Annotated in this window: 8 protein-coding genes and 2 tRNA genes; 3 read left to right on the top strand and 7 right to left on the bottom strand. The window is 49.1% G+C overall.

Features of this window, described 5'->3' with window-relative positions; all coding sequences use genetic code 11:
- Positions 1 to 6 precede the first annotated feature (6 nt).
- The 7 genes from J2S36_RS05880 to J2S36_RS05850 all read right to left on the bottom strand — a co-directional run bounded on the left by J2S36_RS05880 (position 7) and on the right by J2S36_RS05850 (position 11,017).
- A complete protein-coding gene (locus J2S36_RS05880) occupies positions 7 to 936 on the bottom strand; it encodes a class C sortase (RefSeq protein WP_309956467.1) in 930 nt (309 codons plus the stop codon).
- Positions 923 to 3,931 carry a CshA/CshB family fibrillar adhesin-related protein gene (locus tag J2S36_RS05875; RefSeq protein WP_309956465.1) on the bottom strand — a complete coding sequence of 1,003 codons (3,009 nt, stop codon included), beginning with the start codon at positions 3,929 to 3,931 and terminating at the stop codon, positions 923 to 925. Before J2S36_RS05875 ends, J2S36_RS05880 begins: the two co-directional genes overlap by 14 nt.
- 307 nt (positions 3,932 to 4,238) lie before the next feature.
- The gene (locus tag J2S36_RS05870) at positions 4,239 to 5,741 is read right to left on the bottom strand and encodes a SpaH/EbpB family LPXTG-anchored major pilin (RefSeq protein WP_309956463.1); all 1,503 of its coding nucleotides are present in this window, start codon (positions 5,739 to 5,741) and stop codon (positions 4,239 to 4,241) included.
- Positions 5,742 to 5,811: 70 nt separating this feature from the next.
- Positions 5,812 to 8,814 carry a CshA/CshB family fibrillar adhesin-related protein gene (locus J2S36_RS05865; protein WP_309956461.1) on the bottom strand — a complete coding sequence of 1,001 codons (3,003 nt, stop codon included), beginning with the start codon at positions 8,812 to 8,814 and terminating at the stop codon, positions 5,812 to 5,814.
- A 400-nt stretch (positions 8,815 to 9,214) separates the two neighbouring features.
- Complete coding sequence (locus J2S36_RS05860) at positions 9,215 to 10,282, bottom strand: LLM class flavin-dependent oxidoreductase (RefSeq protein ID WP_309956459.1); 1,068 nt, start codon at positions 10,280 to 10,282, stop codon at positions 9,215 to 9,217.
- Between the two features lie 408 nt (positions 10,283 to 10,690).
- Positions 10,691 to 10,779, bottom strand: a tRNA-Ser gene (locus tag J2S36_RS05855).
- Positions 10,780 to 10,945: 166 nt separating this feature from the next.
- Positions 10,946 to 11,017, bottom strand: a tRNA-Val gene (locus J2S36_RS05850).
- Positions 11,018 to 11,398: 381 nt separating this feature from the next.
- On the opposite strand from J2S36_RS05850, the gene upp reads away from it, so the two are divergent.
- The 3 genes from upp to J2S36_RS05835 all read left to right on the top strand — a co-directional run bounded on the left by upp (position 11,399) and on the right by J2S36_RS05835 (position 13,931).
- A complete protein-coding gene (gene upp, locus J2S36_RS05845) occupies positions 11,399 to 12,037 on the top strand; it encodes a uracil phosphoribosyltransferase (RefSeq protein WP_309956457.1) in 639 nt (212 codons plus the stop codon).
- Between the two features lie 92 nt (positions 12,038 to 12,129).
- Entirely contained in the window at positions 12,130 to 12,987 is an 858-nt protein-coding gene (locus tag J2S36_RS05840; protein ID WP_309956455.1) for a DUF5926 family protein, read from the top strand.
- Between the two features lie 146 nt (positions 12,988 to 13,133).
- Positions 13,134 to 13,931, top strand: coding sequence for a glycosyltransferase family 2 protein (locus J2S36_RS05835; protein WP_309956453.1), 798 nt, complete (start codon positions 13,134 to 13,136; stop codon positions 13,929 to 13,931).
- The last annotated feature ends 52 nt before the right edge of the window (positions 13,932 to 13,983 follow it).

The raw sequence follows: 13,983 nt of genomic DNA, 5'->3' as shown, positions 1-13,983 counted from the left end.
GAGATTTTATTGCGAGCTGACGGCGCCCTGGTTTGTTTCTTGTGTTTCTTGTGTTTTTCGCTTTACAGGTGTGCGCGCAAACCAGATAAACCAGAGGCACAAGAGCAATGCCAGACACCAAATCACGATCCACCACGGAAAGTGTGGCAATGCTGATACTGCCTCAGCTTGTGCGACAGCATCATCTGGCTCTGGCGTTACTCGTTCTCCCGTCACAATGATCCGATGCGAATTGATCCCCAGCGGGGTGCAGGTAATTAATGTAGCGAGGTCTGCTCCCGCCTGAGCACGAATTGATTCGGTTGCGTCTGGCTCCACTATTTGAATATCTGAGATCTGGTAGACGAGGGTTTTGCCGAAAATCTGGAAGATGATCTGATCACCGATTTTTGCCTGGTCAAGATGCGTGAACATTGCCGACTCTGCCAGGCCGCGATGTGCGGTGATCACTGCACGCGTCCCTGCGCCGCCAACTGGCAGCGCGGTACCTTGCAAATGCCCTGCACCTTTTAAGAGTGTGGTGTCTGAGGAGCCGTGATAAATCGGCAAATCGATGTCCGCGCTCGGCACGAGCACCCGCCCCATCAGCCCGCTTTCGTCCACTAACAGTTGCTGATCATAGGGCAGTAGCCCTTGATTTTGCGTGGTTAGGTGCTTTTCGCGAGTGGTCGGCACGTGCCCGGCAATATCTACTAGCTGCTCCCCGGCAAGCAGTTCATTATATTTGTGTGCTTGCTGGATTTGTGTCGCTTCATCTGGCACCGCGCGCTGCGCAAGATCTTCGTATGCACTGACGATCCGTGATTGCCGCAGTTGGCTAAACCATTGCGCTGCCTGTGGGTAAAGCACTACAGTCGTGCCGAGCAGAAAAAGTACTGCTACCACGATCGCAGATTTATTGATTCGCTTTTTTGTTTTTTGCCTATGCTTTGGCACGCATCTGCCTCCGAATCGCAATCACGCCATAAATAAAAGCAACACCAGCCAGGATAATCCCAATTACGGTGAAAATGTAGCTGCCTAAACCACCAGTTATCGGAAGTTGCGGGAGGACATCAGCTGAAATTCGCGGATGTATCGCGTCTCCGGCAGCTTTTATCTTCCCCATTTCTTGAATTGTGATTTCGCCTTCGAGTGTATTTGGCGGGTCATATCCTGCTGGAGTTGTTGTTTCTTTGATTTCATATGTTCCAACTGGAATTTCCTTTAGTTTGAAGTATCCTGCGCGTGGATCTTGATCCAAGCCAGTGCATGCATCTGCCGTATCTGCCGCACAATCAGCAATATCTGAAATATTACTTTCCGCACCGTCTGGCGATACTACTTTTACAGTGAATACCGAACCACGCAAAAGTTCACTCGCTTCATTCACGGAACGCCAACTGATACCGGCAACTTCCCGTTCAGCTACCGGATTGCTCAGTTTCGCTTCGGTGAGTGTTTCACCAGCTAAGACGGCATTTGCAGCAATCTCTACCGGTTCCAGTACTGGTTTTGTCCAGTAGTAAACGCCACTGCCTGCCACGGGTGCAGCTTGCGGATTTCCGTTTGCCGTAATTGTTTCCTGTTTTACTACGCAAGTAGAGCCAGGAATGATTTGTTTTTGTGCCGGGTCTGATTTCCACACCGTTCCTGCTGCCACTGGCCCCCAAGTGCCCGTTACTGGTGCCTTATCTGCATCTGTGCCGGTTGTGGGTGGAGTACATGTGTATGTGCCAGAGAACCGCAGGTTTTGATCGTATGTTGGTGTGGTTTTCAGGTGCGTGCCATCAATTGTGGGTTTTACAGAAATCTGCGCGAAAGGCTGATTCACAAAGTTGCATTCGACGGCAGAGCTAGGCGTGAATTGAAATGCGATACCAGCAGCATGATCAGTGCTATTCGGAAGTACTTGCGGAGAAAGCGGCGTATTTTTTGGCCAAGCATAGGTGCCTTGCTGATTCACTGTTGCCTGTGTGCCTGTGCTTTCAGCTAGGATTTCACCTACCGGCGGTGTATCTACCCAGCTCGCTTTGGGAAGCAGCTTACATACTGGTGCCGTGTAGTTTCGGTATGCCGGATTGATAGCTTCTGTGATTGTTGCCGTGATTGGTGCTTCGAGGTTTGTTATCTCAGATACGTTCGTAGTAATCGGGATAGTTTTTTGCGAGTTAAACTTCATCCGCCACGATGCTTGCCCTTGCGCGTCTGTGGTTTGCGTGGCAGTGAGATTATCTTCAAGGAAGCTGATCCCAGGAGTATCGGCAGTGAATTTGAAGCCGTCTCGCTTTGCTGTGGGCACATCCTGCCCATTCGTATTAACGATTTTCTTGGTTACGTTAATTGCAGGACGAATAAGGGTTACAGCGTGATCTTCTACTTCACCATTTTCGACAAGGGAATTATGTTCAAAGGTAGACACATCTTGGGTAGTGGCAATTAGGCGCAGCAAACTAGGAGCAATATCAGGGCTTGTCTTGCTTGGAGTCATTGTACTATTAACATCCCAGACAAGTTTGGCTGATTTAGAAGCAAGCGAACACGTGGTGTTATAGCGTTCAGTTTCAGTGAATTTTCCGTCAGCATTCCAGTCTAACCATGCTGATACATGTGTAGTTTTTCCTTCAATGGGTGAGGGTTCACATTTGATTGTGAGTTCGTGTTTGCCCGGATATGCGGCGGTAATCAGTGGATCAGAAACAGCATCTTCGTCGTCGTAAGACTCGAGAGATGTGGAATTTTTCCGATCATCGTTTTCGAGTGTCGTCCAAGAATCTTTCCCAATGTATAGCGTTTCCGTATCAGGCCCGTTTCTGCCCAGGTATGGGGCAGGTACGCCTTCAACACGAGTTTTTTCTACGCGACGATCAATGAAATTAATATGGTGACCTTGCGGTTTCTCGGAAATTAGTGGCCACATATCACCTTGGATCAGCTGCTGCCCCATTGCGCCAGCCTGCCCGTAGCTTTTCGGCCCGTCGCCAAGGTCTACCCCGATCACCATCCCGATTGCAATATAGTTACCGCCCTCTGTCCAGAGTTCTACGTGTGCCCCATTTGCATTGGATGCAAACATGGTAGGGGTTGGGTGGAATTCTTTATTGCTTACACCTTCGGATGTGGTAACTTCGATTTGCCGATCGGTGGCGAGGCGTTTTAAGCTTGAGTGTTTCCAGCTTGCATTGCTATTTCGCTGCCCAATCCATAGGTTCTTATCGGGATTGGCAGGATGATATTCCAGCAGCCCCCATTCTACCTGCTTTGTGTCGATTTTTGCGGGTGTCATTCGATTATATTCACCCCCCGACATTGTTTCTGCATCAGCAAAAACTAGCCCTGAGAGGGGCACGTCTACGTCAGCTCCATTTTTTCTTTGCAATACAGCTTTACAAGAAACATCAAAGCGAACTCGCTGACTGATGTTTACACCGTACACACCAATACCTACTGGTAGACCTTTCTTTTTTACGTCATCGTGAGCTTGGTAAATATCGTCCCAACCGTCGTGGGGCCATGCGCCGGGAATATGTACTACTAGTGCTTTCTCATCACTAGCAAGCTGATCTGTGTATTTTCCATTGGTTCCTCCCAGATCGTGGTAAAAATTGGTGAGTTTACATGTGCGAATCAGTTTATTTTCCCCAATGGTGGAAACGTTTTCCGCCGTATATCCGCCGTTTTTATTGATCTGTGCGGCACTGATTTTGAAGGCTGCCTGTTCCGTCCAGTTGATTTTCTGCCCTGCAAGCTGAGCTGGATCTTTTGCTGCTGACCAGTCGATCCAGTCGATCAGGCTATGGTATCGAGAGGTGTTCTCTTCGGTGTAACCGCCTTCGCCGAATGCTGCGTAGGCAGGCTGTTCGCTCGAAATTGCGCTCACCACGGTAATCGGGGCGAGGATGAGTGCGATTGCACTTGCGATCAGCTTTTTTCTAATTCCAAGGCGGTTCATTTATCTGGCACTTTCTGTGGGGTGGGTAGCGCAGGGATCGCAGTTTGTAATTTCGCTGCTTTGCTTTGCCGTGCGTCTTGATAACTTGCCCGGCTTCTTGCACTACCTGTTTTCATTTAGAGTTAAATTTTTCCGCCCCCCCCCAGAAACACTTGCTTATGAAAAGGTTAGGTATTGATTTTTTAGTGCATCTTGTGATGCGGCAATAAAAGAGTGCTCGCCACAAACAATTCTGCTTTATTTGCGGCGAGCACCTACTTTCTTAGTCACAATGAGTGATGATTGATCCTCTTTGCAGTCAAGCTACTTACTGTTCGTTTGAGCGACGGCGGAGTACTACGAAACCGTAGCCGAGTGCAATTGCGGTAATTGCGGTGCCGACCAGGGAGAGCAGTACTGCGCCAGCTGCACCCGTGAGTGGAAGCTTTGGCAGAAGCTCAGTACCAGTTTCCTGTACGCGGAGGTTTACTACATCGAGTGTCAAGCCGGTGGTTTCAGGTACTGTTTTCACCTGAGCAGTCTTGTATTCATCCGCGATGTCATAGCCAACTGGTGCCTTAGTTTCTTGTACACAGTAATCTCCTGGTACTACCTGGAGCACTGCCTGCCCCGCATCCGTCTTAGTAGTAACTAATCGGAAAGCGCCCTCAGCTGGATCTTCACAAGCTTGACCCTTTGCCGGCCAAACCTTGAATTCAGCACCAGTCAAAGGTTCTTGCTGCTTGTTCTTCTTATTGATCGTCAGTGGCGCAAAAGCAAGCTTAGTTGGCGTTCCGATAAGAGGATCGCCTGGGTTTTTATGTGGATCATCGGTTGATGGGAAGGTTCTATTGTTGAAAGTTGTTTTTGCTTGGTTATCAACATTTCCTTCTACATTTTCCTTAATCGTGCCAGTAATCGTGACAACTACTTCATCTCCTGATTGAATCTTGTCAAGTATATTAGGAGCAAATGAAACCGTCACCAAGTTGTTGTTAGTCACTTGCTTTGTCGCAGTAATATCTGCTTGTGGTGCACCGCCACGCTTAACTTCTACAGTCACGTTGTTAGAATCAATCTTTTCCACGTGTGTTGGAATCTGGTCGGAAATGTTAAATACCTTCAGAGTCTCACCTTCAGCCAGCTTTGGTACACGCTGATTAATCGTCCAGGTGATTTTATCGCCTGGGAAATGTGGCTTCTTCGTGATCGTCTTTACTGGCTGATCATCCTTGGTTACTACAGTGTTCTTTGGATAAGCATTTACCGTATATTGCCATTGATCTTTAGCAACGTATGGAAGTACCACTAGGAATGGAGCAGCCGGCTTCGTAACTGTATATGGTGCAAACGTTTCCTTAATCAAATATACACCAAGCTCAAGATTGCTCTTCGTGGTAAGACCTTGCAAAGAAGTAGGCGTAAATTTTTCTTCTTTTCCAGTAGTAACTGGCTGCTGCTTAGCATCCTTCACAGTACCGTCAGCATCTACCTTCAAGCCTTTGATCTTTGCCCAACCAGCATTGGTTGTTAAATCAATATCTTGCAACTTTGCATAGGTGAATACCACGTTCGCAACTGGCTTTGCGCCTTCTGGAATCGGGTTAACCTCAGTGCCGTCAGGTACCGGCTGATTCGTATTATCTGGGTTAGCGTACTTGTGGATATTGATCGTACCCGTCTGGTTAAAATCAATATTTCCTGCACCTACAGCTGGTGCAGGAGCACCTGTCTGCCCAAACGCGAAAGGGGCGGATACTACGAGCGCTAAGCTCGTAAACATCCCAGCAATTAGGGCAAGTGTTTTCTTACCTACTTGCTTTGTTTTCATTATTTCTCCTTGTTTTTAATTACTTTGTGAACGCTTTGAGATCGAAAAATCAGCCAGCAGCTGCTGTGCTTTAATTCGATCCGCCCTTTTCACGCCGCTGATAAACAGTGATTCCTCCAAATGTTGCAACCGCGATGATCCCAACACCGAAAAGAACAAAAATGTATGTACCTAAGCCACCAGTGATCGGCAATTGTGGTAATACGGATGCCTTGATTTGCGAATGTGGAAAATCTCCCGCATTCTTTCCACCAGCTGCAATATCACCAGCGCCAAGCGTGCCGGAAATGTCGCTCGGCTGCTCATAACCAGGTGGCACTATGGTTTCAATAATCTGGTATCCGCCAACTGGCACGTTTTCAATCCGGAAAGTTCCAACGCCTGGGTCTTTATCCGCTCCCGTACATGCGGCAGCCGTTTCAGCTACACAATCGGTAATATCGTCAATATTGCTTGCCGCACCTGCGGTAGGGCGAAGCTCAACTCGGTATGCGGCACCAGCAAGCGGTGTATTTCCGCCGTCCACTGCCCGCCACGAGAGCGTGCTCAGCTTTACTTTCTCCACACTATTGATCACGGAAGCTTCTTGCAGCTCTTCACCGGCAAGTACTGCCTTAGCAGTGATCGGCTGCCCAACTTGAGCATCCTTCCAACGGTAGAGTGCCGAGCCAGCTACTGGAAGCGCATTTTCAGTAGTATTTTGAGAGCTGATCTTAGTTTGCTTGAAAGTACAGCTAGAGCCGGGAATGATGTGGGCTTTCGCCGGATCTGAAGTCCAAGCCTGATTAGCTCCGATCGGACCCCAGTCACCTTTTACTTCCGCAGCATTCGCAGCACTCCCGTTAGCCGGTGGAGTACAAGTATATGTTCCGCTAAAGCGCAGGTTCGGATCATAAACAGCCCCATTTTCGAGTGCAGCATTGTCCAGCGTCGGCTTTATTGAGATCTTCGCATAAGGTTGATTTTTCACCACGCAATTCACTGCCGAGCTCGGCGAGAATGGAATCTTGAATCCGCCCGCGATCGTCTCGCTTGCCGCAACCGATTCCAGGGTAAGCGGATCTTCCTTCGGCCAAGCATAGGTATTCGGCTGATTAATCGTATTATTATCTGCCACATTACCTACCGGGATAGTGCTCGTCCACGGAGCTTTCGGCTGGATCTGGCAAACTGGCTGCGGATACAGCTGATACTCAGCTCGTTTAAGTTCCTCAACCGTGGCTTGAATACCGGTTTGCAGATTCGTTAAATCGTCCACATTCGTAGTGAGTGGGATCGGCTTATTCTTATCTGCAGCAAACTTCATCCGCCAAGATGCTTTGCCAAGATTGTCTGTACTTTGCTTCGCTTGCAGGGAATCGTCCAAGAAGTCTACACCCGGAATCTTTGCCGTAAATTCAAAATTGGAAAGATTAGTGTTCTTCCCTGGAGTACCGGCTGTGCCCACTACCGATTTGGTGATATTAATCGCCGGACGCACGAGCGTAACTGCATGGTCCTCCACTTCGCCACGAATCACGAGCGACCCATGATCGAAAGGCTCTGTTACTGGATCCTGCACCGTGGCAACCAAGCGCAGCAAACTCTTCGCTACATCAGCTTTATCAGCGCTTGGCAGCATTTGGCTTGTCACATTCCATTTCAGGCGCGCTGTATTAGTATTACGATCGCAGAGCGTATCATAACGTTCAGTTTCGGTAAATTTTCCGTCAGCATTCCAATCTACCCATGCTGCGATATTCGTTTCTTTACCATGAACAGTGGTAGGCGTACACTTGATCTGCAAATCATGCAACCCAGGATAAGCTGCCGTGATCAGCGGGCCAGAAACCGCATCTTCATCATCATATGTATCTAACGAAGTGTAGTTTGCATTATCGTCATTTTGCAGGGTAGTCCACGAATCGTCACCAACAAAAAGCGTTTCCAAATCAGGGCCCTTTTCGCCAAGATACGAATCCGGTACGCCTTTCACTACAGTATTACGCAATCTCTGATCTGAAAGTTTCAGATAGCGATTGTCTGTGACGGATTCTAAAGCAGTGAACATATCGCCTTTGATCAGCTGCTGCCCCATCGCGCCAGCCTGCCCGTAGCTCTCTGGCCCATCGCCAAGATCTACACCAACCACTACACCGATCGCGATATAGTTTCCACCTTTAGTTTTCAGCTCAAAATATGCACCATCTGAATTTGACGCATAGAAGGTTGGGGTTGCAAACGGATCAGTGGAGCTGTCACGCATCTTATTAGTGACTTCGATTCCCCGATGCTTATCCAGATTCTGCAGCTTTGAATTTTCCAAACCGCTCTGACCCTGCAATTTACGCACAGACATATCTACTGGATCATCTGCTGCTTTATGGTATTCGAGCAAGCTCCAATTTACGGGTTCTGCTGGATCGATCTTATCTGGTACTACCCGATAAAGTTCCTGTGGAGACATCGTTTCTGCATCTGCAAAAACTAAGCCTGAAATCGGGATATCGAGTTTCTGCTTATTTGCGCGAACCAGCTTCGCGCCACATTTCACATCAAAACGCAGCAGCTTCCAAATATCCTGATCTCCACCGCCAATACCTACGGGGATCCCAATCTTTTTGCCAGCATCATACTTCTGATAAATCTTTGGCCAGCCATCACGATTATATGAACCAGGCGTGTGAAAATAAATTTTCTCCTCACCAGTAGCTGGGCTGGATGAATATTGATGCTGCTCAAGAGTTGTATGCTGACCAATTGTATTGGAGAAAAAATTATTCAAAGTACAAGTGGTCACAATCCGGTTACTCCCCACCTGCGTATCGCTAACTACGGTGTAACCATCTTGGATATTTTTTGCCGTAACACTGCCGGCTTTTTGACCACTCCAGTTAACTTCCTGGCTATCCATCTGTGCCGGGTTTTTGGCTTTCGTCCAGTCGATCCAATCGATCATGCCAAGATATTTGGAAGTATGATTCGGATCCGAGCCGCCTTTTGCAAATTCAGCATGTGCTTGCTGTAAATCAAGCGGAAAAACACTGACTGCCAGGGCAACAGCCGCAGTTGCTACCACAGCAAAAGTTTGCATCAATCGTTTTCTACGCTTACATACTTGACTCATCTTTATCCCTGCAATATAAACCAATACAAGCTTTCGTGAGATCTATAGATAACTACCAACGCTTCGCTTGGAAAATCTTCAAAATCCGATCTCCAGATTAAGGACACCATGTAGTAGGTGTAAACCTGCCTTGCTGATGATTACTGTCAGTAAAAATGAATGACTCAATTTAACCGCAAAACAACGCCATTACCGCCCCCCCCCCCCCGGAAAAATTATTTGAAGTAGATCACACCACCATCTCAAGGACTTTCAGCACAGTGATTTTGTATTTATTACGGGGAAAAACCTAAAAATAAATGCGCGCCTAACTTCGCAAAATTAGGCGCGCATATTAACCTGTTAACGCATTGTTTCCGGACGAACGTTACTGGATCGGATCACCTTCCGTCAGCCCTGCAGTTGCCGGAATCCAGCCGAGCGCAGGAGCTACATGCTCTGCGAAATTCTGCAAGATCCGCACATTCGTATCTACGCCGAGCTGATTTGGAATCGTGATCATCAACGTATCTGCTGCCGCGATTGCCGGATCGGCCTGCAGCTGCTCGATCAATACATCCGGCTCCGCAGCATAAGTGCGACCAAAAGTGGTCTTTGTAGCACCTTCGATATAGCCGATTTCGTCTTTATCCGATGCCAGCAACCCGAAAAGTTTCCGATCATCAGCAGAAAGTATCGGGAAAATCGAACGCGATACTGATACGCGCGGAGTCCAATCGTGCCCCGCCGCTTTCCACGCTTCACGGTAGACTCGAATCTGCTCCGCCTGCAATTCACCCAGCGAACTACCATCGGCTTCCGAAACTAAGGTAGATGACATCAGATTCACGCCGTCACGCGCAGCCTGCACCGCAGACGCATTCGTGCCAGAACCCCACCATACGCGCTGCTCCAGATTGGGCGAATGCGGGAAAATCGGCAGTGGCGTGCCCGGCTGATACATCCGCGGGTACTGCTCTTCAAGCGCATTTGCTTCCGCAATAGCATGCCCGCGAATTGCCGCTAAAAATAACTCGAACTTTTCACGTGCCATATCTGCACCATTTTCGGTTTGTGCAGCATAGCCAAATGCCTGCCAGCCTTTCTTTGCCGGCTCAGGTGAACCACGCGATACGCCCAAGGCGAGCCTGCCGTCCGCCAATAAATCAAGCGCTGCAGCTTCTTCAGCAAGATAGAACGGATTCTCATAACGCATATCGATCACGCCGGTGCCGACCTCGATATGCTTCGTAGCGCCGATTATTGCAGCGAGCATCGGCATCGGAGCCGCGCCCTGCGGAGCGAAATGATGGACACGGAAATATGCGCCATTTACACCAATTTCGTCCGCAGCTTTTGCGATCTCAAGCTGTGAATGGAGATTTTCTCGCGCGTCCATTCCGCGCTTGCCGCCAACGGCATGATGTCCAAAACTAAGAAATCCAAATGCTTTCATAATTGAATCTTAAACTATTTTATGTGTAAGCGCAACCCTGCATTGCTCCGCGCCACACCCGAAAAATCGCGACAAATTCCTCGCCGAACACACCATCGACAAAACCAAAAAATACCAACCCAAAAAAGGAACAATGACGCGAGACAACACCACACAAAATAAAAAATGCCTCGCGACATAGCCGGAACTATGTCGCGAGACAACACACATGGCGGTGACGGAGGGATTATCAAAATTTTTGTGCTGCTTCGCATCCCCAAAAATTCTTGCCCCGCTACCAGCACAGCTGGTAGCGCTAAGCCGAAAAACACTAACGTGTTTTCTTCACGGCTTAGCCCTCACGGGTTCAAATCCCCCCGAAAACACAAAAAGTTTCTGCCAAGTAGACAAGCTACTTGGCAGAAACTTTGGCGGTGACGGAGGGATTTGAACCCTCGGTAGCTATTAACTACACAGCATTTCGAGTGCTGCACCTTCGGCCGCTCGGACACGTCACCATGCGATAGAAACAATCACACGCCCTGTAATCATACGTGACGCCAACAAAATCGCCAACTCAGAAAATAACTCATGCGCATGAACTCACAAGAAACAAAGCGCCTACCATCTACCACCTACGCAAATCCGCAGCGCAGCAGTCAATTCCGCAAATAAAATAATCGGTGGGCGATACTGGGATCGAACCAGTGACCTCTTCCGTGTGAAGGAAGCGCGCTACCGCTGCGCTAATCGCCCGCACGAGTAAAACACCCGCCGTGTACTCAAAATAAGATAGTCGCTCAACTCTAAAAGTGCAAATAAAATGCAAAGATCCAAAACCTGCACTTACACACCTGCTACGCAAGCAACAAGGAAGATGCCACTCACGCCACGCAAAATCAGCTCACACCCAAACTCCGATCACGCATAGAATAAACAATTGCTGGTACCTGCATGGCGATTGCAGACGGTAAAATAAAACTCGAAGCACACATCAGCACCAACAAGTAGCTGAAAGTAGCAAAACTAAGCCAAAAGCTCACCCAGCAGATAATCAAATGATGCAAATTCTGCAAAATAAAAATAAACCCAGGTAAATTAAAGAAGATCAAGAAAACAAGAGATAAAGAGCAAAAAATGAAACTCACGGTAATTGACCATCCACTCGTCTCACACAAACTCAGTGTGCTTCGCGACGAAAAAACCCCGTCACCCGTATTCCGGCAACTCGTCGAAGAACTGATCATGCTGCTCGCCTACGAATCAACTCACGAAGTGGCAGTTACAGATCAAGAAATCACTACCCCGATTCAGAAAATGATTGGCAAAAAGCTTGCTGCACCAATGCCGATCGTGGTCCCGATTCTGCGCGCCGGGCTCGGAATGCTCGAAGGCATGATGAAACTAATGCCTTCAGCTGAAGTTGGATTCCTTGGCATGAAACGCAACGAAGAAACACTAGAAGCCGTCACATATGCGAACCGACTTCCAGACGATCTCACCGGACGGCAATGCTTCGTGCTTGACCCAATGCTCGCTACCGGAAACACACTCATTGATTCCATCGACTATCTTCTCGAACGCGGCGCCCGTGACGTCACCGCGATTTGTATTCTTGCCGCTCCGGAAGGACTTGCTGCACTTGAAAAACATATCGGCGATCGGGGCGATGTGAAACTTTTCGTAGCTGCTGTAGACGAAAAACTGAATGAGCACGGCTATATTGTGCCAGGTTTAGGAGATGCAGGAGATCGCCTCTACGGGATCGTTGATTAATCATCAATCCTCGATTAATCTGATCTCAACCTGAAACAAAATCAGAACACGCACACGAAAACACAAATACGCTACAGAAAACAGGAGTAAAAATGGGCAAACAAAGCCGTCGCGCAAAAGAAAATAAACCAAAGCGGAAGCGCATCCAATTCGTGGAGCGCCCCTTCGCCGGGATTCCATTTGAGGCCGAACTTGTAGCAATGCGCGAAATCCTTGCCGCTGGCACATTAACGGTAAAGACGAACGCCGAAAATGGCGCTGCCGATGTCATGCTCGTAAGTATGCTGCCGCAAATGGTGGGGGCGCTTCGCCGGAGCGATGGAAAACTTCTCGTTGCCCTCCAAACGGTAATGAATTCCGGCGATCTTTCCCTCGATGTAGCAGACCGTCTATTGCACGCACTTGAACTCAAAAATGGCGAAACATACACGCAAACCGAGCAGCCAGAGCCAGGTAAACGCTTACAAGACGTGCTCGATCTCGCAGCGGATACCGAATTTACTTTGCATGACGATTTTGGATTCTGGATCGGTGCTGACGAAGCTGAAAAATCAGACGTACAACAAGCCATTGCACAAACTAAAGAGCAGCTCTTCCCGACTGCGGAAGTAGCAGGCGTACCAGGCGCGTTCTGGACGAAAATGCAGCGCGAATTCCTGCGGTTAGTCCGCCGTGAAGATCAAGATACCGTACTGAACGCACTTGCACGGCTGCAGCAACGCCGCGAACTGAATTTTGATCTGGCCCGCTTCGTTGGCGCTTTCCGCGCACAAGGCCTCCTGATCCCAGTATTTGAACTCGACCCAGGTACCACGGCTGCAGATTTGGAAATTCCGCTGGCGAAATTTACAGAGCTGCTCGCTGGCGAAATCACAAATACGGCACCATTAACCCCAGAAGAGCGCCGTGCAAAAGCTGGGATCGTCTCCCGGCAAGTCACGCTACGCTAACTATTTGGCGTTAAATCAGCCATTCGCCTTTCAGTGCTGCACTCCCACCTGAGCGCAGCACTGAAACATCGGGCAGTGCACACGCTAAACGTATTAGAATAGAAGCTGTTATTCCAGCAATAAACAAGTTCACGAGAGGAACTGCCATGCAAGGCAATCAACGCGTCGCAGCGATTATTCCGGCGAAAGACGAGTCGGTGCGAATCGGCGCCACAATCCGTGCCGCGCGCGCGATCCCACACGTGGATTTAGTGATTGTAGTAGATGACGGTTCCGAAGACGACACCCAAAAGGTGGCACGAGCCGCAGGCGCCACAGTGATCCGTCATTCAGTAAATCGTGGTAAAGCTTCCGCGATGGAAACGGGAGCTGGCGTGGTTGCAATGCGCGATGCTGACGGGGTACCGCCTCGCCTGCTGCTTTTTCTCGATGCAGATTTGCAAGATTCCGCACTTGAATGCGCCCCGCTCGTCAGCCCAGTAGTGAATGGCGAAGTTGATTGCACGATCGCATATCTTCCACCGCAAGAAGGTGCCGGCGGGCATGGTTTCGTGACGGGGCTCGGGCGGAAAGCAATCAAACGTCTCACCGGCTGGCTCCCCCAGCAACCACTTTCCGGTCAACGCTGCCTGACCCGTGCAGCATATGAAGCAGTACAGCCTTTCGCTTCCGGATGGGGTGTGGAAGTAGGAATGACGATCGATCTGCTGGTAGCAGGATTCACGGTGCAAGAGATTCCATGCAAACTCGCACACCGTGCAAGCCGAAACGACCTGGCAGGCACATTGCATCGCGCAAATCAGTATAAAGATGTTTGGCGGGCAGCAATGAGCAGGCAGATCAGCCGGCAAGGAGTACCAATAGAAATGCGTTCAAATGCGGAAGCCTCCCCCGGCAAGCCATATAACGCGTACCGTGCGGATGTGCGGCCGAAACACCGCTAAGAATCAATCCTTGCTCCGCTGCGCAACAGCTTTGCGCCATCTATCCACTATG

It is taken from the genome of Arcanobacterium hippocoleae (assembly GCF_031456295.1).
GTDB lineage: Bacteria > Actinomycetota > Actinomycetes > Actinomycetales > Actinomycetaceae > Arcanobacterium_A > Arcanobacterium_A hippocoleae.
The sequence above is the reverse complement of the archived record's forward strand: the minus strand, read 5'-3'. Positions and strand labels throughout refer to the sequence as shown.